At 68.2% G+C, this 21,906-nt stretch carries 19 protein-coding genes; 12 read left to right on the forward strand and 7 right to left on the reverse strand.

Annotated elements, in window-relative coordinates; translation table 11 throughout:
- Positions 1-27 precede the first annotated feature (27 nt).
- A complete protein-coding gene (locus tag K3U96_RS06405) occupies positions 28-678 on the reverse strand; it encodes a GntR family transcriptional regulator (RefSeq protein ID WP_069406437.1) in 651 nt (216 codons plus the stop codon).
- Positions 679-823: 145 nt separating this feature from the next.
- On the opposite strand from K3U96_RS06405, the gene K3U96_RS06410 reads away from it, so the two are divergent.
- Positions 824-2,656: an ABC transporter family substrate-binding protein gene (locus K3U96_RS06410; RefSeq protein WP_069406438.1), complete on the forward strand. Its 1,833-nt coding sequence runs from the start codon at positions 824-826 to the stop codon at positions 2,654-2,656.
- Between the two features lie 26 nt (positions 2,657-2,682).
- Here the strand turns inward: K3U96_RS06410 and K3U96_RS06415 are convergent, their stop codons facing one another.
- Positions 2,683-3,924, reverse strand: coding sequence for a chloride channel protein (locus K3U96_RS06415; RefSeq protein WP_220692434.1), 1,242 nt, complete (start codon positions 3,922-3,924; stop codon positions 2,683-2,685).
- A 442-nt stretch (positions 3,925-4,366) separates the two neighbouring features.
- Here K3U96_RS06415 and K3U96_RS06420 point away from each other — a divergent pair, with 442 nt between their 5' ends.
- From K3U96_RS06420 to K3U96_RS06430, 3 genes are all read left to right on the forward strand, one after another.
- Positions 4,367-5,731, forward strand: coding sequence for a hypothetical protein (locus K3U96_RS06420; RefSeq protein WP_220692435.1), 1,365 nt, complete (start codon positions 4,367-4,369; stop codon positions 5,729-5,731).
- A 525-nt stretch (positions 5,732-6,256) separates the two neighbouring features.
- Positions 6,257-7,132: an N-acetyl-1-D-myo-inositol-2-amino-2-deoxy-alpha-D-glucopyranoside deacetylase gene (mshB, locus tag K3U96_RS06425; RefSeq protein WP_069407475.1), complete on the forward strand. Its 876-nt coding sequence runs from the start codon at positions 6,257-6,259 to the stop codon at positions 7,130-7,132.
- Positions 7,133-7,239: 107 nt separating this feature from the next.
- Positions 7,240-7,668, forward strand: coding sequence for a hypothetical protein (locus tag K3U96_RS06430; RefSeq protein ID WP_205871136.1), 429 nt, complete (start codon positions 7,240-7,242; stop codon positions 7,666-7,668).
- Here K3U96_RS06430 and K3U96_RS06435 read toward each other — a convergent pair.
- Positions 7,665-8,753: an ICP22 family protein gene (locus K3U96_RS06435; protein WP_220692436.1), complete on the reverse strand. Its 1,089-nt coding sequence runs from the start codon at positions 8,751-8,753 to the stop codon at positions 7,665-7,667. The genes K3U96_RS06430 and K3U96_RS06435 overlap by 4 nt on opposite strands.
- Before the next feature lie 191 nt (positions 8,754-8,944).
- Between K3U96_RS06435 and K3U96_RS06440 the strand changes: the two genes are divergently transcribed.
- Together K3U96_RS06440 and K3U96_RS06445 are read left to right on the forward strand one after the other, a co-directional pair.
- The gene (locus K3U96_RS06440; RefSeq protein ID WP_220692437.1) at positions 8,945-11,527 is read left to right on the forward strand and encodes a bifunctional FO biosynthesis protein CofGH; all 2,583 of its coding nucleotides are present in this window, start codon (positions 8,945-8,947) and stop codon (positions 11,525-11,527) included.
- 143 nt (positions 11,528-11,670) lie between these two features.
- Positions 11,671-12,219, forward strand: a complete 549-nt coding sequence (locus tag K3U96_RS06445) for a YceI family protein (protein ID WP_220692438.1) — start codon at positions 11,671-11,673, stop codon at positions 12,217-12,219.
- 13 nt (positions 12,220-12,232) lie between these two features.
- On the opposite strand, the gene K3U96_RS06450 is transcribed toward K3U96_RS06445, so the two are convergent.
- A complete protein-coding gene (locus tag K3U96_RS06450; protein ID WP_220692439.1) occupies positions 12,233-12,844 on the reverse strand; it encodes a DUF1353 domain-containing protein in 612 nt (203 codons plus the stop codon).
- Positions 12,845-13,131: 287 nt separating this feature from the next.
- Between K3U96_RS06450 and fdxA the strand changes: the two genes are divergently transcribed.
- Both fdxA and dapC read left to right on the forward strand, forming a co-directional pair.
- Entirely contained in the window at positions 13,132-13,455 is a 324-nt protein-coding gene (gene fdxA / locus K3U96_RS06455) for a ferredoxin (RefSeq protein ID WP_069407480.1), read from the forward strand.
- A 29-nt stretch (positions 13,456-13,484) separates the two neighbouring features.
- Entirely contained in the window at positions 13,485-14,618 is a 1,134-nt protein-coding gene (dapC, locus tag K3U96_RS06460; protein WP_220693420.1) for a succinyldiaminopimelate transaminase, read from the forward strand.
- Here dapC and K3U96_RS06465 read toward each other — a convergent pair.
- Positions 14,578-16,197 carry a PucR family transcriptional regulator gene (locus K3U96_RS06465; protein WP_220692440.1) on the reverse strand — a complete coding sequence of 540 codons (1,620 nt, stop codon included), beginning with the start codon at positions 16,195-16,197 and terminating at the stop codon, positions 14,578-14,580. The two genes, dapC and K3U96_RS06465, sit on opposite strands and share 41 nt — an antisense overlap.
- An 83-nt stretch (positions 16,198-16,280) precedes the next feature.
- Between K3U96_RS06465 and pruA the strand changes: the two genes are divergently transcribed.
- Positions 16,281-17,909 carry an L-glutamate gamma-semialdehyde dehydrogenase gene (gene pruA, locus K3U96_RS06470; protein WP_220692441.1) on the forward strand — a complete coding sequence of 543 codons (1,629 nt, stop codon included), beginning with the start codon at positions 16,281-16,283 and terminating at the stop codon, positions 17,907-17,909.
- Complete coding sequence (locus K3U96_RS06475; RefSeq protein WP_220692442.1) at positions 17,909-18,871, forward strand: proline dehydrogenase family protein; 963 nt, start codon at positions 17,909-17,911, stop codon at positions 18,869-18,871. Before pruA ends, K3U96_RS06475 begins: the two co-directional genes overlap by 1 nt.
- Here K3U96_RS06475 and K3U96_RS06480 read toward each other — a convergent pair.
- Complete coding sequence (locus tag K3U96_RS06480; protein WP_220692443.1) at positions 18,868-19,371, reverse strand: Rv2253 family sensor-like surface protein; 504 nt, start codon at positions 19,369-19,371, stop codon at positions 18,868-18,870. The genes K3U96_RS06475 and K3U96_RS06480 overlap by 4 nt on opposite strands.
- 146 nt (positions 19,372-19,517) lie before the next feature.
- On the reverse strand, positions 19,518-20,021 hold the full coding sequence (locus K3U96_RS06485; protein ID WP_275085192.1) for an NUDIX domain-containing protein: 504 nt from the start codon (positions 20,019-20,021) through the stop codon (positions 19,518-19,520).
- Positions 20,022-20,099: 78 nt separating this feature from the next.
- On the opposite strand from K3U96_RS06485, the gene K3U96_RS06490 reads away from it, so the two are divergent.
- Positions 20,100-21,500 carry an acyl-CoA synthetase gene (locus K3U96_RS06490; RefSeq protein WP_220692445.1) on the forward strand — a complete coding sequence of 467 codons (1,401 nt, stop codon included), beginning with the start codon at positions 20,100-20,102 and terminating at the stop codon, positions 21,498-21,500.
- A complete protein-coding gene (locus K3U96_RS06495) occupies positions 21,497-21,847 on the forward strand; it encodes a VOC family protein (RefSeq protein ID WP_220692446.1) in 351 nt (116 codons plus the stop codon). Before K3U96_RS06490 ends, K3U96_RS06495 begins: the two co-directional genes overlap by 4 nt.
- Positions 21,848-21,906: the final 59 nt, after the last annotated feature.

Below are 21,906 nucleotides of genomic sequence, written 5' to 3' on the forward strand. Positions count from 1 at the left end.
AGGTAGTTCGGTTCACTTTGTAGTGTGCTACCCGCCGAGCACGCCCGAGTCTGTCAGCTTGTCGAGCATGATCTTCGCCATCAGCTCAGCGCGTTTCACGCAAGACAATCGTGCCGCATCGGCGTCGCCCCGGCGGATGGCCGAGATCTCCTCTTCGTAGACGGGGCGGAAATCGGTCGAGCTGTCGGGATAATTCCAGAAACGGTTGGGCACAAAGCTCTGCAGCGCGCGGATCGCCGCCTGCAGGCGCGGCCCGGCGTACTCCTCGTTGAGGACGGTGCGATAAGCCCAACACGCGTCCTGGAACTGGACCGAATCCTGCGCCGCCTCGAAGACCCGCAGCGAGGAGTCGAGGTGCGCGAGGATTCGCGGGGTGGGGTTGGTCGCCGCCCGTCCCGTGACGATCCCGGTGAGGATGCCGTACAACTCGTGATGCTCGTGAATGGTCGCCTCGTCGAACCGCTCGACGAACGCGCCGCGGTGATAACGCGTCGTGAGTATTCCGTCGTGTTCGAGTTGCAAGATGGCTTCCTGAACCGGGATCCGGCTCAGGCCCAACTCCTTGGTGATCTCGGTGCGGTCGATCCGGTCCCCGGTCCGCAGCCGCCCGTTCAGGATCAAGTCGATGATGTGCTCAACGACCTGATCCTTTTCCTTCACCCCGTAGATCTTCGGCATTTTGACTCTTCCCCCCGCCGACCCCGATGTGCAAGTTTCTCATCGCCGGTGCGATCGTGAGGCCGCAACCTCACCGAAACTGGGGGCAGCCCCCGATGCCGATACCCTGAACACCGTGCCGGGACCCGTACGCGTCATTGCCGCGATGTTTGCGCTGGTCACGCTGTTGGGGGCCTGTACGGTCAGCCCGCCGCCGGCGCCACAGAGCACCGACACCACCGAGGTGGTGGCCCCGCCACCACCACGGCTGACCCAGATCATCCTGGCGATCGACTGGATCGGCCCGGGATTCAACCCGCATTTGCTCTCCGATCAGTCCCCGGTCAACGCCGCGATCAGCTCGCTGGTGCTGCCAAGTTCGTTTCGCCCGATTCCGGATCCGAAGACGCCGACGGGGTCGCGATGGGAACTCGACACGACCCTGCTGGACTCCGCACAGGTCACCAACGACGATCCGTTCACCGTCACCTACAAGATCCGCCCGGAGGCGTCCTGGACCGATAACGCCCCCATCGCCGCCGACGACTACTGGTATCTGTGGCGGCAGATGGTCAGCCATCCCGGCGTGGTCGACCCCGCCGGTTACGACCTGATCACCGGTGTGCAGTCGGTGGAGGGCGGCAAGACCGCGGTGGTGACGTTCTCCCAGCCGTATCCGGCGTGGCGCGAGTTGTTCAACGACATCCTGCCCGCCCACATCGTCAAGGACATCCCGGGTGGTTTCGCGGCGGGGCTGGCGCGGGCACTGCCCGTCACCGGCGGGCAGTTCCGCGTCGAGACCATCGACCCGCAACGCGACGAGATCCTGCTGGCGCGCAACGACCGTTACTGGGCTCAACCCGCCAAACCGGACCAGATCCTGTTGCGGCGCGGCGGCGACTCCGCGGCGCTGGCCGACTCGATCCGCAACGGCGACACCCAGGTGGCTCAGGTGCACGGCGGGGCGGCCGCGTTCGCACAACTGTCGGCGATCCCCGACGTGCGCACCGCCCGCATCGTCACCCCCCGCGTCATGCAGTTGACGCTGCGCGCCCAGCAGCCCGCGCTCGCCGATACCCAAGTGCGCAAAGCGATCCTGGGTCTGCTCGACGTCGACCTGCTGGCCTCGGTGGGCGCCGGTGACGACAACACGGTGACGCTGGCGCAGGCGCAGATCCGCTCGCCGTCCGATCCCGGCTACGTGCCCACCGCGCCGCCGGCGATGACGCAGGACGCGGCGCTGGAGTTGCTCTTCGACGCCGGGTACAAGCTCGAACCGCGCCAGACGGCCCCCGGCGTCCCAGCCCCCGAAGACGGCCGTGGCCTCATCACCAAGGACGGTGCGCCGCTGACCATGGTGCTCGGCGTGGCCGCCAACGATCCGACGTCGGTGGCCGTCGCCAACACCGCGGCCGACCAGCTGCGCAACGTGGGCATCACCGCATCGGTTTCGGCGCTGGACCCGGTGGTGCTCTACGGCGAGGCGCTGGCCAACAACCGCGTCGACGCCGTCATCGGCTGGCGGCAGGCCGGTGGCGATCTCGCGACCGCGCTGGCGTCGCGCTACGGTTGCCGCGCGCTCGAGGCCACCGCGGTGGCAACCAGCCCCACTGCCGCCACCTCGCCGGCACCGGCCCCGGCGGGCGAGCCGCCGGCGCCGCCGGCCGAGCCGCCTTCGATCACGCCGACCGCGACCACCACCTCGCCTGCCCCGGCGCCCGGATCCGGCGAGCTCGTGCAGGCGCCCAGCAATATCACCGGCATCTGCGATCGCAGCATCCAGCCCAAAATCGATGCGGGGCTGGACGGTACGGAGGACATCGCCGACGTGATCACCGCCGTCGAACCGCGGCTGTGGAACATGGCGACGGTGCTACCGATCCTGCAGGACACCACGATCGTCGCCGCCGGGCCCAGCGTGCGCAACGTCAGCCTGTCGGGTGCCGTACCGGTGGGCATCGTGGGCGACGCCGGCAACTGGGTAAAGACACCGCAGTAGTCTGGTCACCGCGGCCCGGTGGGCTTTCACGACCGGGCCGGCTGCTCGGCCGCGTGACGCTCGCGTAGAAGCCGCAACCCGTGGGCGGCGTAGGCGGCGATTGCGAACACGATCAGCAGCCAGTACGGCGGATGCGCCAACTCCCAGACGAACAGCGCGGCGAATCCCGGCGCACGCTGGGTGATGGCCAGGACACCGGCCGCGCAGGTCAACGACACTGCCGGCACGTCGATACTGGTGCCGGCCAAACCGTTGAGCGCAAGCACGACCACCGACCCGGCCGCCGCGCCGGTCGCCAGGGCGGGGGTGAGCATGCCGCCGACCGCGCCTGTTCGCAGGAACAGCGCTGTCAGAAGCGGCTTGAGTGCAAGGATCACCGCGGCCGAGCCCAACGTCAGGGAGCTGTTGACGCTCACCGTCAAGATGCTTCTGCCGTTGCCGGGCAGCTCCGGCCACCGAATCGAGCAGATCCCGATGACCAGCCCGGCCGCCGCGATTGCCGGGATCAGCAGCCAGGACCGCAGCGGACTGCGCGGACGAGCCGCTGCCATCACCTTGTCGAACGCCAAGCCCACCGCGGCCGCGAGCGGGGAGACCGCCAGCGCCAGGAACGCGAACAGGTACGACAGATCGGCGTCCGGCCAAGTCAGCGCATGCTCGAGATGAGTGACGGGCGCGGCCACCGCCACCGCGATGCTCGACGTGATCAGCGCGGTGCCCACCGCTCTGGGATGCCATGTCCCGAGCACGATCCTGGCCGAGAACACGGCGCCGCCCAGCGGCACGCTGTACACCGCGCCCAGTCCGGCGCCGGCAGCGCATGCCAGCAGGATTTCGCGGTCGCGCTGCGTCAAGGACAGCCGCTGCGTGCCGAAGTCACTCAGCGCAGCGGCCAATTGGCGTGGCGCGCCTTCGCGGCCCAGCGATGCGCCGGATCCGACGAGCAGCACCTGCAGCGCGGCGTCGATGGACAACGGCAGCCGGGGCAGCCGTCGTGGGCTGGCGATCGCCGCGGACAGCGACGGCACGTCGGCACGTCGCCGCAGCAGCCACCAGCCGAGTCCGGCCAGCGCGCCACCGATCGTCGGGCCCAGCGCACGCCGGACGGGGCTGCTGCCGCCAATACCGGTCAGCAGCGTGCCGAACGAGTAGTGGTAGGTGAGGTGTTCGACGCCGTGCAGCAACAGGGTGGTGGCGGCGCCCGCGGCACCGGCCAGCAGGCCGACGATGACGATCGCGCAGCCGAACTCCACGGTGCGCCGCGACACCAGGTGAATCTATGCCAGTCGCCGGCCGGGGCCGATGCGAACCGGCGGGCCGGATATGCCCGAAGCGCGCTCTGAGGCAGCGATGGCTGTTTGCTGGCTCATCTGTCCCGTGAGCGAGATTGTTTGCATAAGCAAAGGTGCCGGCGGTTGGCGGCCGCGTCGGGGCCACAGTTCTCGTTGCGGAATCATTTGCCCCCGACGGCGGGGAGGCGCGCCTGCCAGGCGCTGGACGGAGCCGGGTTCCACCGCACCGCGCGGTCTGGCAGGAGCGCCGATAGCGGTATACGTAGCAAATGTGATACAGGCGCGCCCGCGCGGTGAAAACTTTGCCGAAGCGAACAAAACAGGCCGTTGAATGCAAAATTTACTAAACCGTCAACAGTTAACTGACTTCCCGGTAGCTTGTTCTTGACATGGTTGACGTCTACGTAAAGGAGAAGCCATGCAGGGAGCCCTTCGCCCCTATGTGACCGCTGGGGTGGCGTTGGTTGGAGCCAGCGTGATCGCCGCCAGCCCGGTGGCGCCGCCGGTTCCGGATATGAAGGTTTCAGCAACGCCGAGCGTCAGCGCGGCGATGCAACTCACCGCGACGTCCAACCCGCTGATCGCGTTCTCACAGCTCTTCGGGAACACGGTGACCAATGCGACCGGGCTGTTCGAGCAGTTCCTCGCAACCCCGGCGCCGATCCTGTCGCAGGTGCTGGTCAATCAGGGGGCGAACGCCGAGCTGGTTCTCGCGACCGCGCAGCAGATCGGCGTGTTGCTTCCCGACCTGGTGGAGCAGATCGGAAATGATCTGCGTCAGGTGGGAGCGCAACTGGCCGACGGCGACATCGTCGGCGCGGGACAGACGCTGAACCAGATGCTGATCATCGCGGGCCTTCCGCTGCTTGGCCTCATCGGGCCGCCGCTGTCCATCTTGCAGAACACTACGCAGAACATCGCCAATATCTTCGCCGAGCTGCCGAACCAGGTGTTCCCGCTACTCTCGGCGCTGGTTCTGTCGCCGGTGAACTCGATCATCAACGGCGGAGCCGATATCGGCCAGACCATCCTGGACGCCGTTCGCGCCGGTGACTTCATCACCGCCGCCGGCGCGTTGATCAGCGCGCCCATCGTCATGACCGACGTGATCCTCAACGGCTTCAACGGCGTTCCGGGATTGCTGACCCCGCAACTGAATCCGTTCACCGCAGGACCTATCGGCGCATTGCTGGGCCTGCGCAACGTGATCGCGGACACGTTGCAGCCGATCGCCGTGCCCTCGGGCGCGGGGCTTGCGGCGAACCAGGCGCCCGAACCGGCGGCGAACGTCCTCACCCTCAAGCTCGACACTTCGGCGAAGAGCGCAGAGGTGGTCGGTGCGTCCTCGGTCGAGGTCGAAGACGACGGCACGAGCTCGGTGGCCGCCACCGGAGGCGCCGACGGGTCTGGCGCCGCAGCCGCGCTCGCCGAAGAAGCCGAGGCCGACGAGCAGAAGGCCGAGGAGCGGGAAGTCGAGGAAACTGCGACCCTCGACGGTTCGTCGGAGGAGGACGAAACCGGCCTCGAGGATGTTGACCAGACCGGCGAGAAGCCGGGCAGCGGAGAGGTGCGCGAGAGCCTGACGGCCACTCCTGGCCAGACCGGTCTGAGCACCGGCAGCGCGACCGGCGAGGGCACCGAGGCGTCCGAGCAGGACCAGGCGGGCGGCGCGGCCGACACCACTTCCGGCGACAACGACGGCGATGACGGCGGCGATGACGGCGGTGACGCCAGCAACGCCGACGGTGGCTCGGAGTCCGGTGGTTCGGGCGGCGACGAGTAGCCACGCACACGACACATTCGGTCCCCCTCCCGGTCGGCGGGAGGGGGAACCGACTTCGGCGGAGTACGGATTCCTGCGGCGGCCCCGCAGGGTCCGCTCCGTCGCTTTTGCGCCCACACTAGTTAGCCAGAACGTGGCGCAGCTAAGCCGAAGACAGCTTCTTATTTGGCTTCTCGGCTGATCACGCCCGAATCACAGGCGCGATGTAGCAAACAATAAAACTGACCTAAATGAGATCGTGCAGAAACGTACGGACGTAGCTGAACATGATCCGAACGACCAAAACACCTGTACATGACTGCGTCCGCACCAGACAGTGGATTGGCTGTCCGAGACAAACGCGACGGACCGCTCCGTTGCGGCGGCAAGCATGAAACGCGGCGCCGGCACCCGACTCGGGCCGCCGCGACAGGTGCCGGCTCGGTTTGCCGACGGGCGCCAGGCTCGGCGGCCGCGACCGGCCGAACCGTTGATCCGACCCACGATGCTGGCCCGATCACGGAGCCACCGGGCAAGCTAGTGGGAATGGAGACTCCGCGGCTGCTGTTCGTCCACGCCCATCCCGACGACGAGACCATCGCCACCGGCGCGACGATCGCCCACTACGTCGCCCGCGGAGCACAGGTCAGGGTCGTGACGTGCACGCTGGGAGAGGAAGGCGAGGTGATCGGCCAGCGGTGGGCGCAGCTCGCCGTCGACCAGGCCGACCAACTCGGCGGATTCCGCGTCGCCGAACTGACCGCGGCGCTGCGCGCGCTCGGCCTCGACGAACCCGTCTACCTCGGCGGTGCGGGCCGGTGGCGCGATTCCGGCATGGCGGGCACGCCGCGGCGACACCGGCAGCGGTTCATCGACGCGGATCCGCGCGAGGCCGTCGGCGAGTTGGTGGCGCACATCCGTGAGCTGCGCCCGCACGTCGTCGTCACCTACGACCCCCAAGGCGGATACGGCCACCCCGACCACATCCACACCCACGAGGTGACGATGGCCGCCGTCGCCGCGTCAGCGGGCTCCGACTATCCGGGCGAACCGTGGAGCGTGCCGAAGGTCTACTGGTCGGTGTTCGCGAAGTCCGCGATGACCGAGGGCCTGGCCGCGCTGGGCGACGCGCCGCCGGACTGGATCCGGGTGTCCGCCGACGACCTCGGGTTCGGATTCCCTGACGAGGACATCCACGCGGTCATCGATGTCGAGGAACAACTGGCCGCCAAGGTCGCCGCGCTGCGCGCGCACACCACCCAGGTCACGGTCGCACCCGACGGCCGATCGTTCGCGCTGTCGAACAACGTCGCGCTGCCGATCGGCGCGATCGAGCACTACATCCTTGCCGCGGGCACCGCCGGAGCGCGCGACGCCCGGGGCTGGGAAACCGATCTGCTCGCGGGGCTCAACGTTCGATAGCTGGGGGAGTACGCTGCCAACATCGGCGGCGCGTGAAAGGGACGGCACATGGACCAGGACCTCGATCCCAACCTGCAGCACTGGCAGGACCGGTTCGACAACTTCCAATGGGTGCTGGGTTCCATGGTCTCGCTGCTCGACAGCATTCCGACCTGACCGCACCAACCACCACCACCGGTTTTCTGCGGGTGGTGGTTCTGACGTTGCTTGCGCTCGACGGCGTGCTCTGCGCGATCGCTGCGGCGTTCTTCCTGCCCGTTCGGATCGGCTCGATTCCGTTTCCCGTCAGCGCACTCATCGCCGGCCTGGTCAACGCGGCGCTGGTGTGGGCAGCGCTGCACTGGACGTCAGCGCCGCGGGTTGCCGCGCTGCCACTGTGGACCTGGCTGGCCACGGTGGCCGTGCTGACCCTGGGCGGACCCGGTGACGACATCGTCTTCGGGGGCGCCGGGGCCATGGAGTACGCGGTGTTTCTGCTCCTCGTGCTCGGTGCGGTGCCGCCCGCGCTGGTGCTGTGGCGCCACGTGAACTCCTAGGTCTGGTCACCGCCACCGGCGTCCGCGCCGCCGTCGTCGCCCGAATCGGCGTCGTTGTCTGCCGGGGCTTGCGTATCGGCAGTGTCGGCGGGGGCTTGAGCCTGGTTGTCGCCCGTTGACGTGTCATCGGCGCCCGCCGTCGTCTCGCCGGTGGGATCGGTAGCCTCGACGCCCGAACCGCGGACCTCACCTTGGGCGGCCACCGTGCCGTTGGTCGACTTGGTCGGCTCGACCTCGGGGGCCTCGTCGACTTCTTCTGTCTCGTCGACCTCTGCGGTCTCCTCGAATTGCTCTGTCTCGTCGACCTCCTCGGTGGGTGCGGTCCCGTCGATCTGTTCGGATGTCTCGGTGCCTTCGGTGTTCTCGGTGCCCTGCGGGGCCGCCTCCCCGGTCTTCCCGGTGTCCTCACCCTGCCCGGCTTCGTCGGTGTCTCCGGCACCTTCAGAAAGCACCGTCGTGGCCTCGTCCTGGCCGGCCGACAGCGACTTGGCCATCGTGGGTCCTTCGACGGCCGATTGCAGCGGCGGAATCGGCGGAAGCGGCGGGATGAGCCAGCCGAAGAAGAAGTTGAACTCCTGGATGGCGAAGTTCTGCAGCGAGTTCCACGTCACCGACCCGAGCGTCCGCAACCCGGTGATATAGCTGTCGAGGTTGAGCGGGTCATCGACCACCGGCGCGACCAGATCGACCACGAAGCTGTTGGCGATGGGACGGATCAGGGTGAAATAGAACATGTCGATCTGCGCGCTGAGGTCGAAGCCGATCGGAATGAAGTATCCGAACGGAATGAAGTCGACCACGTACGCGGCGAGTTCGACCCAGTAGTCGATCCAGGGCAGCGCCCGGTTCCAGGCGTTGATCACGGCGTCGCCTGCGGAGTTCAGCGCTACCGGGTCTCCGGGCTCGGCCGCCGGTCGCACCGACGCGAGTAATTGGACGAATTCGTCGGAGACCACACGGACCGGCGCGACGTTGCTGTGCGCCGTGATTTGCGGTGGCGGTGCCTGCACGGGAGCTATCGCGATGGCGGTGGCCCCGACCACGGAAACCCCCGACATCAGCAGTGATCGGACGGATACAGCCATTGCAGCTCCTCTGGTGCTTTGACGCGATGGTCGGCCGAACTTACGTAGCTGTCAATGTACGGGGCGCAGCGCGCAGACGGTGTGCACGCCACGGCGTAGCGAGCGGACTACTGTGACCGGTATGTCAGGCGTAGTCGTTTCAGTATGTGAGACACGCGGATGATTCCCGCCATCGCCGGAGTTACACGCAAGTGGCTTTGAACCCTCAGCGCGGGGCCGACGACCTGCCCGACCCGGTGGCCCCACCCAAGCCAGACGCCCCAAGTTCTGCCGCCCTGCGACGGGTGTTGCGGCGCGCCCGCGACGGGGTGGCGCTGAACGTCGACGAGGCCGCGATCGCGATGACCGCCCGCGGGGACGATCTGGCCGACCTGTGCGCCAGCGCCGCGCGTGTGCGTGACGCCGGGCTCGAAGCCGCCGGTCGGCGCGGGCCGGACGGACGCCTGCCGGTGACCTATTCCCGCAAAGTGTTCATCCCGGTCACGCACCTGTGCCGGGACACCTGTCACTACTGCACGTTCGTCACCGTTCCGGGCAAGCTGCGCGCCGCAGGCATGGGCATGTACATGGAACCCGACGAAATCCTCGACGTGGCACGGCGCGGAGCCGAATTGGGCTGTAAGGAAGCGTTGTTCACCCTCGGTGACCGACCGGAGACGCGCTGGGACGAAGCTCGGCAGTGGCTCGACGAACGGGGTTACGACTCGACGCTGGACTATGTGCGGGCGATGGCGATCCGGGTCCTGGAGGAGACCGGCCTGCTGCCGCACCTGAACCCCGGCGTGATGAGCTGGTCGGAGTTGTCGCGGCTCAAGCCGGTGGCCCCGTCCATGGGCATGATGCTGGAGACTACGTCGCGGCGACTGTTCGAAACCAAGGGCCTGGCCCACTACGGCAGCCCGGACAAGGATCCGGAGGTTCGGCTGCGCACGCTGGCCGACGCCGGCCGGCTGTCCATCCCGTTCACCACCGGTCTGCTCGTCGGCATCGGCGAGAACCTGACCGAGCGCGCCGAAACCATCCACGCGATCCGGCGCTCCCACAAAGAGTTCGGGCACGTGCAGGAAGTCATCGTGCAGAACTTCCGCGCCAAGGACCACACCGCGATGGCGTCGACGCCGGACGCGACCTTCGACGATTTCATCGCCACCGTGGCGGTCACCCGCCTGGTGATGGGGCCCAAGATGCGCATTCAGGCGCCGCCGAACCTGGTGTCGCGCCCGCAGTGTCTGGCACTGGTCGGCGCCGGTGTCGACGACTGGGGCGGCGTGTCGCCGCTGACACCCGATCACGTCAACCCGGAGCGGCCGTGGCCGGCGTTGGACGAGTTGTCCACCGTCACCGCCGAGGCCGGCTACGACCTGGTGCAGCGACTGACCGCGCAACCGCAGTACGTGCAGGCGGGCGCGGCGTGGATCGACCCGCGGGTGCGCGGCCACGTCGACGCGCTCGCCGATCCCGACACCGGGTTGGCGCTGGATGTCAACCCGGTCGGGCGGCCGTGGCAGGAGCCCGATGAAGCATGGGAGTCGTTGGGCCGCACCGACCTCCACTCAGCGATCGATTCCACGGGCCGGTTGACCGAGACCCGCAGCGACCTGGGCAGCGCCTTCGGGGACTGGGAGTCGATCCGGGAGAAGGTGAACGAACTCGCCGCGCGTGCGCCGGAACGCATCGACACCGACGTGCTGGCCGCGCTGCGCTCAGCCGAGCAGGATCCGGCAGGCCTGTCCGACGACGAATACCTGGCACTCGCGATGGCCGACGGTCCGGCGCTGGACGCCGTTGCCGCCCTGGCGGATTCGCTGCGGCGAGATACCGTCGGCGACGACGTCACGTTCGTCGTCAACCGCAACATCAACTTCACCAACATCTGCTACACCGGGTGCCGGTTCTGCGCGTTCGCCCAGCGCAAGGGCGACGCCGACGCGTACTCGCTGTCCGTCGACGAGGTCGCCGACCGGGCGTGGGAGGCGCACGTGGCCGGTGCCACCGAGGTCTGCATGCAGGGCGGCATCGACCCCGAACTGCCGGTGACGGGCTACGCCGACCTCGTACGGGCCGTCAAAGCCCGGGTGCCGTCGATGCACGTGCACGCCTTTTCGCCGATGGAGATCGCCAACGGTGTGACCAGAAGCGGGCTTTCGATACGCGAGTGGCTGATCTCGTTGCGGGAAGCCGGTCTGGGAAGTATCCCGGGGACCGCCGCGGAGATCCTCGACGACGAGGTGCGCTGGGTTCTGACCAAAGGCAAGCTGCCGACGTCGATGTGGATCGAGATCGTCTCCACCGCACACGAAGTCGGACTGCAGTCGAGTTCGACGATGATGTACGGCCACGTCGACACCCCGCGGCACTGGGTCGGCCATCTGCGGGTGCTGCGTGAGATCCAGGACCGCACCGGCGGATTCACCGAGTTCGTACCGCTGCCGTTCGTGCACCAGAGTTCGCCGTTGTACCTGGCTGGTGGTGCACGGCCGGGGCCGACGCACCGCGACAACCGCGCGGTTCATGCGCTCGCCCGAATCATGCTGCACGGCCGGATATCCAACATCCAGACCAGCTGGGTCAAGCTCGGCACCGAGCGGACCCAGGTGATGCTGCGCGGCGGGGCCAACGACCTCGGCGGCACGCTGATGGAGGAAACCATCTCGAGGATGGCCGGCTCGGAGTTCGGCTCGGCCAAGACCGTCGCGGAACTGACGGCGATCGCCGAGGGTATCGGCCGCCCGGCGCGGCAGCGCTCGACGACCTACGACCCGCTGGCGGCCTAGTCCGCACCTCTCGCGAGCACACGCCACGGCGCCACCTCGCGCCGTCGGCTCGTCGGGAATACTAGCGGACCGTAGTCCGTTTACCTGGTCGGGGCGGGCGACAGTGCCCGTTACCGCCAATACGGACGAAGGAGAACCTGAGCATGACGACTGCAGTGAACACCGGCCTGAGCACCGGCACCTGGGCCATCGACCCCGTGCACTCGACCGTGGGCTTTTCGGTACGCCACCTGATGGTGAGCAAGGTGCGGGGCCGATTCGCGGACTTCAGCGGCGCCATCACCGTCGCGGCCGACGGCACCCCTTCGGTGAGCGCGGATGTTTCCACCGCGTCGGTGGACACCGGCAACGAGCAGCGCGACACACACGTGAGGGCGGCCGATTTCTTCGACGTCGAGAAGTATCCGACCGCGACGTTCACCTCGACCGGGGTGCGCCGCGACGGCGACGACTACGTCCTCGACGGCGACCTGACGATCAAGGGCATCACCCGGCCGGTCAGCTTCGCGCTGGAGTTCAACGGTGTCAACCCGGGTATGGGCCAGGGCGAGGTCGCCGGGTTCGAGGCGGTGGTGGTCTTGAACCGCCGCGACTTCGGTATCGACATCGACCTGCCGCTCGAGACCGGTGGCGCGGTGGTCGGCGACAAGGTCACCGTCACCCTGGAGATCGAGGCGACCAAACAGCAGTAACGCGGCCCGCGGGTCACGTTTTCAGCTGCATCGGCGGTGGGCTCTCGTCGGGAACCACCAGGGCGACGATCGTCTCCAGAACCCAGAACACGATGGTCGACGTCAGGATCGCGGCGCCGGGGAGCAGGACGACGGGCAATGCGACGAGCACCAGCAGTGCCAGCGCGCCCGGCACGTCCTTGCCCCACCCGGCGCCGCCCTTGCCCTGCAGGATCGCCGACATCCGCACCGCGGCCCACATGATCCAGCGCCGCAGCAGGCTGACCCCGTCGCGTTGCATCTGACGGCGGAACCGGTAGTCGGCGTGCCTGCGGTCGCAGCCGGTGCGCTCGGGATGGCGCCACAGGTAGTCGTGGAGGACGGCCGCACGTGCATAGCGGCCGGCGCGCGGGATGAACCAGGCGACCACGCCCGGCACCGATACCAGATCGGTGGCGAAGTCCTGCGGCACCTCGAAGTCTTGGTTGAAGCCGTCGAAGGTCAGGGGCTGGGTGGTGCGCCACTCGTCCCAGGCGCTCTCCTTGAAGATCTTCTTCGCCGCGCGCAACGTGTCCAACTCGTCGGCCGTGAGTTGACGGACGTGCACGACGGCGTGTTTGTGGATGGGTGCGCAACGCTGCGTCATTTTGCAGGTATAGCAAGGCCCCGCGATTTGTGTGCGTTTTGTTGCGCTGGGCGCTCTGAAACGCACACAAATCACATCAGGCGGCCACTTCGGCGAGCTCGCCGAGCTCGCAGAGCGCCACCAGGATGGGTGCATAGGGGAGCCGCGCTAGGCGGCCTGTATGTGCAACGTTTAGTATCAGTAACCGCGCGGCCACCCTTAGCCAAGGGCGAGCGCGCCCATAGGGCACACTGAGACAACCGTCCTAGAAACACAGCCCCGCTGGACAGGAGATCGAGGAGCAACCTGTGACGTACACGATTGCCGAACCCTGCGTCGACGTCAAAGACAAGGCGTGCATCGAGGAATGCCCTGTCGACTGCATCTACGAGGGCGCACGCATGCTGTACATCCATCCGGACGAATGCGTCGACTGCGGCGCATGCGAGCCGGTCTGCCCGGTCGAGGCCATCTACTACGAAGATGATGTGCCCGACCAGTGGAGCGAGTACACCCAGATCAACGCCGACTTCTTCGTCGAGCTGGGATCGCCCGGCGGCGCGTCCAAAGTCGGTATGACCGAGAACGACCCGCAGGTCGTCAAGGATCTGCCGCCCCAAGGCGAGGACTGATAACGGTTCGTCAGCGGGGCGGGCAGATGATGTCCGCGCAGCAGCGCGGGGCGGCGCGAAATCTCCGCTCGGCGTCGCTGCCGCTGTTCCCGTGGGACACCCTGGCCGACGTCACCGCGCTGGCCCGGTCGCATCCTGACGGCATCGTCGACTTGTCGGTCGGCACCCCGATCGACCCGGTCGCGCCGGTGATCCGGCAGGCGTTGGCGGATGCCAGCGCCTCGCCCGGTTATCCGGCGACGGCCGGCACCCCGGCGTTGCGCGAATCGGCCGTCGCGGCGTTGGCGCGGCGCTACGGCGTCACCGCACTGCCGGAGTCGGCGGTGCTGCCGGTGATCGGCACCAAGGAGCTGATCGCCTGGCTGCCGACACTGCTGGGGCTCGGACCGCAGGACACCGTCGTGGTGCCCGAATTGGCATACCCGACTTACGATGTGGGCGCGCGACTGGCGGGTGCCCAGGTGCTGCGGGCTGACTCGCTGACGCAGCTGGGTCCGCAGTCACCGGCCCTCGTCTACCTCAACTCGCCGAGCAATCCGACCGGCAAGGTGCTGGGCGTCGATCATCTGCGCAAGGTGGTCGGCTGGGCACGCGAGCGCGGTGTGCTGATCGCGTCCGACGAGTGCTATCTGGGGTTGGCCTGGGACGCCGAACCGCTTTCGGTGCTGCACCCGTCGGTCAGCGAGGGCGACCACACCGGGCTGCTGGCGGTGCACTCGTTGTCCAAGTCCTCGTCGCTCGCCGGGTACCGGGCCGGTTTCGTGGCGGGGGATCCGGCGGTCGTCGCCGAGTTGTTGGCGGTGCGCAAGCATGCCGGGATGATGGTGCCCACGCCGGTGCAGGCCGCGATGGTCGCCGCGCTCGACGACGACGAGCACGAACGCGAACAGCGCGCCCGCTACGCGCGGCGACGGGATGCGCTGCTGCCCGCGTTGCGCGCGGCGGGGTTCACCGTCGACGACTCGGAAGCCGGGCTGTACCTGTGGGCGACGCGCGGCGAGCCGTGCCGAGACACCGTCGCATGGCTGGCGCAGCGCGGGATCCTGGTGGCCCCGGGCGAGTTCTACGGCGCGCGCGGCTCCCACCATGTGCGGGTGGCCCTGACCGCCTCCGACGAACGAATCAGCGCTGCCGCACAGCGGCTTTCAGTCCAGCGTCCGTGACCGCCAGTTGAGCGGTGGCCCGCAGGTTCAGCGACAACAGCAGCCGCACATCGGGATCTGACAGCGACGTCGACAGCAACTGCTCGGCGCGGCGCACCCGGTACCGCACGGTGTTGGGATGTACGTGTAATCGCGCCGCCACCGCGGCGACGTCACCGAACCCGTCCAGGTAGGCATGCAGCGTTTCGGCGAGAACGGGCTCATGGTCGCGTAATTCGCGCACCCGCGGATCGGAGAGGCGGTCGTCGGCGCTGATCATGGTGACGATCTCGTCGAGCAGCACCGCGGTGCGCGCCTGCGCCAGCGAGGTCACTTCACCGAACGCGACGGGGTGGCGTTCAGCGCTGTCGAGCACCCGGTCCACTTCGGCGCGTGCCGACGCCGCCGCGCCCAGACCCGCCACCGGAGCGGCAATCACCGCCCGAAGCGAAAGCCCCGACTCGTCGTGCAGGGCCGCGACCGTCCCGCGCAACCACGAGGTCACCGACGTGGTGCGGCTGGTCTGCGGCAACAGCACATACACGCGTGAGCCGCTCGACGCCACCAAGGCGTCGCTGCGGAAAGCGCTGGCGCTCAACGCCAGAACGTCGGTGAGCCTGCCGTGATGGGACGCGGTGTCGAAGCCGATCACCGCGACCCGGCCGTCGGCGACGACGCCGAGTTCGCGCGCGAGCGCCCCGACGTCGACGTCGGTTTCGGTCAGGCCCAGCAGTTCTTGCACGCGCAGCGTATGTGTCGACGGCCGCGCCGCCAGCCGGGACATGATCCGGGCGGCCAACACCGCCGCCCCGCGCAGCACCTCCTCGGCATCCTCAGACAGCGGCCGGGAGCCTTGTTGCACCCAGATGGTGCCTGCGAACTCCGCGGGCCTGCGCTGGTCGACGGCGACGGAACGGATCCCGATCGCCAACCGCGGTCGCAGGCCCAGTTCGGGGCGAGCGGCCACCGACACCACGCCCTCGTCGGTGCGCAACGCGTCGAAGATGCCCCACTGGCTCAGCCATTGGAGGTGCTCGGGCGGACCGGCGCGGCCCAGGATCGACAGCCTGCGCAGTTCGTCGGCCTCGTCGTTGGCTGCCGAGTAGGCCAACACGTGCGACTGCGCGTCCTCGATGCTCACCATGCCGTGCACCCGGTCGGCGACCGCCTGCGCCAACCCGAACAGATCGGTGCCCGAGTCGTACCAGGAGTCGGCGCGGCGGCCGTGATGCTCGAGGACGTGGTCGACCAACCGGTACAACCGCTCCCAGCGGGCCTGCGGGTCGACCTGGACCACCGCGATGCCCGATGCGGCCGCGCGCGCGATGACGGCCTCGGACGGATCCTTGAGGAAGATCGCCGTCGGCGCTGCGCCGTGCCGGTCGATCCAGCGCACCGCGTCGGCGTCGTGAATACCCAGCAGAAAGAAGACGTCGGCGGCACCGGCACCGGCCGCCAGGCCCAGCGCCACGTCGTCGGAATCGATCAGCGCCGCCGAAGCCACCGGAAGGTCCAAACCGCGCGGGGCCCGGACCAACTGGACCACCGTCGCGTCCAGCGCGAGCAGCAGCTGGCCGAGACTGACACCGATGGCCTGCATATTGGTCGATCGTACTAGTCAGGCGCATGCAGTTTGTCCGATCGGCTAAGCCATGTCGCGCCGGTTTCGACCATCCTTGGCGCATGGATGCGATCACCGAGGTGCCCCTGCCGGTCAACGAGGCGGTCCGCGACTACGCGCCCGGGTCCGGGGAGCGCATCCGGCTCACCGAAACCCTGCGAACGGTCACCACCGAACCGATCGAGTTGCCGCATGTGATCGGCGGCGCGCACCGGATGGGCGAGGGCGACCGAATCGATGTGGTGCAGCCGCACCGGCATGCGGCCCGGCTGGGCACCTTCTCCGAGGCCACGCATGCCGATGCCGTCGCCGCCATCGATGCCGCGTCGGGCGCCCAACCCGGCTGGGAGGCCACCCCGTTCGACGAGCGCGCCGCGGTGTTCCTGCGTGCTGCCGACCTGCTGGCCGGACCGTGGCGGGCCAAGCTGTGCGCGGCCACCATGCTCGGCCAGTCCAAATCGGCCTACCAGGCCGAGATCGACGCCGCGTGCGAGCTGATCGACTTCTGGCGGTTCAACGTGGCGTTCGCGCGAAAGATCCTCGCGCAACAGCCGATCAGCGTCACCGGGGTGTGGAACCGCACCGACTACCGTCCGCTGGAAGGTTTCGTCTACGCGATCACGCCGTTCAACTTCACCGCGATCGCGGGCAACCTGCCGACGGCGCCCGCGCTGATGGGCAACACCGTGGTGTGGAAGCCCTCGCCCACGCAGACGTTCGCGGCGTATCTGACCATGCAGTTGCTCGAGGCCGCTGGCTTGCCGCCGGGCGTGATCAACCTGCTGACCGGAAGTGGGATCGCGGTTTCCGATGTGGCGCTGGCTGATCCGCGGCTGGCCGGTATCCATTTCACCGGTTCGACGGCGACGTTTCAGCATCTGTGGCGTGCGGTGGGCGCCAACATCGGCCAGTACCGCAGCTACCCGCGGCTGGTCGGGGAAACCGGCGGCAAGGACTTCGTCGTCGCCCATTCCAGCGCCCGTCCCGACGTGTTGCGCACGGCCCTGATTCGCGGCGCGTTCGACTACCAAGGGCAGAAGTGTTCGGCGGCGTCGCGGGCCTTCATCGCCCGTTCGGTGTGGCAGCAGATGGGCGACGACTTCCTGTCGGCCACCGAAGATCTGCGGTACGGGGACGTGACGGATCTGAGCAACTTCGGCGGGGCGCTGATCGATGAGCGGGCCTTCGCCAAGAGCGTCAAGGCGATCGAACGAGCCAAGGGCGCCGCCAACGTCACGATTGCGGTCGGCGGCGAATACGGCGACAGCGTCGGGTATTTCGTCCGCCCGACCGTGCTGCTGTCCGACGACCCCACCGACGAGGCGTTCAGCACCGAGTACTTCGGGCCGATTCTGGCCGTGCACGTCTATCCCGACGACGAGTACGACCGCATCCTCGACGTCGTCGATGCCGGCGCCAAATACGCGCTGACCGGCGCGGTGATCGCCGACGACCGGTCTGCGGTGCTGCGGGCCGAGCATCGGTTGCGCCATGCCGCGGGCAACTTCTACGTCAACGACAAGCCGACCGGGGCGGTCGTCGGCCAGCAACCGTTCGGCGGTGCGCGAGCGTCGGGCACCAACGACAAGGCCGGCTCGATGCTGAACCTGCTGCGCTGGACATCGGCCAGGTCGATCAAAGAGACGTTCGTGCCGCCGACCGACCACCGCTATCCGCACATGGACCGCTGATGGGCGTCTTCACCCGCGTCGCTCGCCCGGCGATCCTGGCGGTCAGCCGATCTGAGCGACTGCGCCGCTCGGCCGAACGGCTGCCCGTCACCCGGGACGTCGTACACCGCTTCATCCCCGGCGAGACGGTCTGGCACGCACTTGATGCCGTTGGGCAACTGCGTAACTCGGGGCGCATGGTGTCGGTCGACTATCTGGGTGAGGACGTCACCGCGATCGAAACGGCCGACGAGACGGTCCGGGCTTACCTCACGCTGCTCGACGCGCTCGGCGGCCGCACCGAGCCCGACGGCACGGTCCGGCCGCTGGAGGTGTCGGTGAAGTTGTCGGCGCTCGGGCAGGCGCTGCCGCGCGACGGCGACAAGATCGCGTTGGAGAACGCCCGCATCGTCTGCCTGCGCGCCCAGCAGGTCGGGGCGTGGGTGACCGTGGACGCCGAGGACCACCGCACCACCGACTCGACGTTGTCCATCGTGGCAGACCTGCGCGTGGAATTCGACTGGCTCGGCACGGCGTTACAGGCCTACCTCAAACGCACGGAGGGCGATTGTCGCGACTTCGCAGTGGCCGGTGCACGTATCCGGTTGTGCAAGGGCGCCTATGACGAACCCGCATCCGTGGCGTACCGCGACCGCGACGACGTGACCGCCTCCTACCTGCGCTGCCTACAGATACTGATGGCCGGCGCCGGCTATCCCATGGTCGCCTCACACGATCCGGCGATCATCGCCGCGGCACCCGACCTTGCCACCCGCAACGGCCGGGGCAGAGATGATTTCGAGTACCAGATGCTCTACGGGATCCGGGACATCGAACAGCGTCGGCTCACCGACGACGACAACACGGTCCGGGTCTACGTGCCGTTCGGCACGCAGTGGTACGCCTACTTCGTGCGTCGCCTCGCCGAACGCCCGGCCAACCTGACGTTCTTCCTGCGCGCGCTGGCCGACCGGGGCCACTAAACCGGGTACGCGGCGACCGGCATGCTGACGAAGCCCCGGCAGGGGCCGGACAGGATGTCGGTGCGCCACGTGCCGAACAGCGAGCCGTCGATGTCGGGAGCGTAGAACACGCGCGACTGCGCGGGTGCGTACTGTTTGGGCAGCCCCTCTCCGCGGAAACACTCCCATTGCCAGTTGTAGGAGTAGTGCCAGCGCGCACCGTCCCAGGTGTACCGGATCGGTTGCGGGATACTCGGATTGCTCGGCGCCGGACCGTCCACGACCGTGGCCACGCACAACCCGCTCGAACAGTCGGTGGACAGCAGGTACTGGGCGCCGAAGTCCGGTTCCGATTGTGATGCGGCCACACTGGTGCCGATCTTGTTGGATGCGAAGGTGACGATCTGGTAGCGCCCGTTCCACTGCGCGTCGGCGGCCAACGCGCTCGGCATCGCCGAAATACACGCGGCCACCGCGGAAGTAGCGGCAACCAGCACGCTCCACTTCCGACTGGCAGACATGCCAGGCAGACTAATTGGCCGCGTCGCCAGCTCTCCGGCAAGACACGGATGACACTGGCGACGAAAGGATCACGTGTTCGTCTCGGTGCGGACTCGACCGGGTCGCACCGCAGGAAACCGCGGTGCTGGTGTGCGACGATCCAGCGTCACCCTGCGGTCCGGTCAGCGGGTGTCTGCTCGGCGAGCAACAGCAATGCCCACGCCGCTACCGACTGCGCGTCGGTGATTTCTCCGTCGCGGATCATCCGCTCCACGTCGGCGCGGGTGAACCACTCGCTGTGCATGTCCTGCTCTTCGTGCTCGCGCTCGTGTTCACCCTCGGTGATACCCGTCGCCAGGAACACCCAGCCGCGCTGGCTGCTCATGCCCGGAGCGACGTCGAGCTGACCGAGCACCCTCATATCGGCGGCCCGCAGCCCGGTCTCCTGGCGCAACTCCAGCGCAGCGAGTTCGGCCGGCGGCAGTTCTGCGGCGTCGGGCGCGGTGCCCTGAGGAAACTCCCAGCGTCGGAGCCCGATTGGATAGCGGAACTGCTCGACGAGATGGAACCGGTCATCGTCGCACGCCATCACCAGCGCATATGACGGCTTGTCCACGACGGCGTAGATGCCGTCGCTGCCGTCGGGGTGGCGGATCGCGTCCTCGCGCATCGTCAGCCAGTGGTTGCGGTACACCTCGCGTGACGAGATCGTCTGGATGGAAGTCACGCGCCCAGTATCCTCACGCACGTGTTGCTCGCCTCCCTGAACCCCGCCGCCGTCGCCGCCGGACACGATGTCGGTGACGCCGTCCGCATCGACGGTGCGGTGCTGAGCCGCAGCGATCTGGTCGGTGCGGCGACCTCGGTGGCCGAACGGATCGCGGGGGCGCAGCGCGTCGCGGTGCTGGCCGCCCCGACCGCGTCCACCGTGCTGGCGGTCACCGGATGCCTGATCGCCGGCGTGCCCGTCGTCCCCGTGCCCGCCGACGTCGGCGCCGCCGAACGCCGACACATCCTCACCGATTCGGGCGCGCAGGCCTGGCTGGGGGAGAAGCCGGCCGACGACGACGGCCTGCAGCATGTTCCGGTGCGGATGCACGCGCGGTCGTGGCACCGCTACGCCGAACCGCCCGCCGACGCACCCGCGCTGATCATCTACACGTCGGGCACGACCGGGCCGCCCAAGGGCGTGATCGTGAGCCGGCGCGCCGTCGCCGCCGACATCGACGCGCTGGCCGAGGCCTGGCAGTGGACTCCGGACGACACGCTGGTGCACGGCCTTCCGCTGTACCACGTGCACGGGCTGGTGCTGGGTCTGCTGGGCTCGTTGCGGATCGGTAACCGCTTCGTACACACCGGAAAACCCAAGCCGCAGTCCTATGCCGCGGCCGGCGGGTCGCTGTACTTCGGGGTGCCCACGGTGTGGTCGCGGGTGGCCGACGACCACGCCGCTGCGAGCGCGCTGGCCTCGGCGCGCCTGCTGGTGTCGGGCAGCGCACCGCTACCGGTTCCGGTGTTCGACAAGCTGGCCGCCGTCACCGGGCACCGCGCGATCGAGCGGTACGGCGCCACCGAGTCGTTGATCACGTTGAGCACGCGTGTCGACGGCGAGCGTCGGCCCGGATGGGTGGGGTTGCCGTTGGCAGGCATCCAGACACGGCTGGTCGACGAGCACGGTGCGGACGTGCCACACGACGGCGAAACCATTGGGCGATTGCAGGTTCGAGGACCCACCCTGTTCGACGGGTACCTCAACCGGCCGGATGCCACCGCCGAGGTGCTCGGCGACGACGGCTGGTATCGGACCGGCGACGTCGCGGTGATCGACGCAGCCGGGATGCACCGCATCGTCGGCCGCGAATCCGTCGATCTGATCAAAACCGGCGGGTTCCGGGTCGGCGCAGGCGAGATCGAGACCGCGCTGTTAGGGCATCCCGGAGTGCGGGAGGCCGCCGTCGTCGGGGTGCCCGACGACGACCTGGGTCAGCGTATCGTGGCGTTCGTCGTCGGCGATGCCGACCCGTCGACGCTGACCGACTATGTGGCACAGCAACTTTCGGCGCACAAGCGGCCGCGTGAGGTGCGACTGGTCGATGCGCTGCCGCGCAACGCGATGGGTAAGGTATTGAAAAAAGAGTTGGCGCAATGAGTTTGAGGTTCGACGAGATCTGTATCGACGCGCACGACGCCACCATGCTCGGGTCCTGGTGGTCGAAGGTGTTGGGCTGGCCGCACCACGTCGACGACGACGGCGACGTCGTGCTCGATGCCCCGCCCGGCGCGGGCCCGAACTGGTTGTTCCTTGCGGTGCCCGACGCCAAGGTGGTCAAGAACCGCATCCACTTTGACTTCCGGCCCGACGACCAGCGGGCCGAGGTGCTGCGCGTGATCGGTTTGGGTGCCCGGCACGTCGACATCGGCCAGGGCGACTCCAGTTGGGTGGTGCTCGCCGACCCGGAGGGCAACGAGTTCTGCATCCTGGCCGCCGAAGATTGACCCCGCCCCTTTTCTCCCGCGTGGGCCCACGCGCAAGCTGGGGACGTGCGTGTTCCCCG

It is taken from the genome of Mycolicibacterium holsaticum DSM 44478 = JCM 12374, assembly GCF_019645835.1.
GTDB lineage: Bacteria > Actinomycetota > Actinomycetes > Mycobacteriales > Mycobacteriaceae > Mycobacterium > Mycobacterium holsaticum.

Excerpts from the sequence above, each read along its gene's own strand:
- K3U96_RS06495 (WP_220692446.1), top strand. The coding sequence starts at position 21,497 with ATGAGTTTGAGGTTCGACGAGATCTGTATCGACGCGCACGACGCCACC.
- pruA (WP_220692441.1), top strand. The coding sequence starts at position 16,281 with ATGGATGCGATCACCGAGGTGCCCCTGCCGGTCAACGAGGCGGTCCGC.
- dapC (WP_220693420.1), top strand. The coding sequence starts at position 13,485 with ATGTCCGCGCAGCAGCGCGGGGCGGCGCGAAATCTCCGCTCGGCGTCG.
- K3U96_RS06450 (WP_220692439.1), bottom strand. The coding sequence starts at position 12,844 with ATGACGCAGCGTTGCGCACCCATCCACAAACACGCCGTCGTGCACGTC.
- K3U96_RS06445 (WP_220692438.1), top strand. The coding sequence starts at position 11,671 with ATGACGACTGCAGTGAACACCGGCCTGAGCACCGGCACCTGGGCCATC.
- K3U96_RS06465 (WP_220692440.1), bottom strand. The coding sequence starts at position 16,197 with ATGCAGGCCATCGGTGTCAGTCTCGGCCAGCTGCTGCTCGCGCTGGAC.
- K3U96_RS06485 (WP_275085192.1), bottom strand. The coding sequence starts at position 20,021 with ATGCGCGAGGACGCGATCCGCCACCCCGACGGCAGCGACGGCATCTAC.
- mshB (WP_069407475.1), top strand. The coding sequence starts at position 6,257 with ATGGAGACTCCGCGGCTGCTGTTCGTCCACGCCCATCCCGACGACGAG.
- K3U96_RS06430 (WP_205871136.1), top strand. The coding sequence starts at position 7,240 with ATGGGTGCTGGGTTCCATGGTCTCGCTGCTCGACAGCATTCCGACCTG.
- K3U96_RS06405 (WP_069406437.1), bottom strand. The coding sequence starts at position 678 with ATGCCGAAGATCTACGGGGTGAAGGAAAAGGATCAGGTCGTTGAGCAC.
- K3U96_RS06410 (WP_069406438.1), top strand. The coding sequence starts at position 824 with ATGTTTGCGCTGGTCACGCTGTTGGGGGCCTGTACGGTCAGCCCGCCG.
- K3U96_RS06480 (WP_220692443.1), bottom strand. The coding sequence starts at position 19,371 with ATGTCTGCCAGTCGGAAGTGGAGCGTGCTGGTTGCCGCTACTTCCGCG.
- K3U96_RS06435 (WP_220692436.1), bottom strand. The coding sequence starts at position 8,753 with ATGGCTGTATCCGTCCGATCACTGCTGATGTCGGGGGTTTCCGTGGTC.
- K3U96_RS06420 (WP_220692435.1), top strand. The coding sequence starts at position 4,367 with ATGCAGGGAGCCCTTCGCCCCTATGTGACCGCTGGGGTGGCGTTGGTT.
- K3U96_RS06475 (WP_220692442.1), top strand. The coding sequence starts at position 17,909 with ATGGGCGTCTTCACCCGCGTCGCTCGCCCGGCGATCCTGGCGGTCAGC.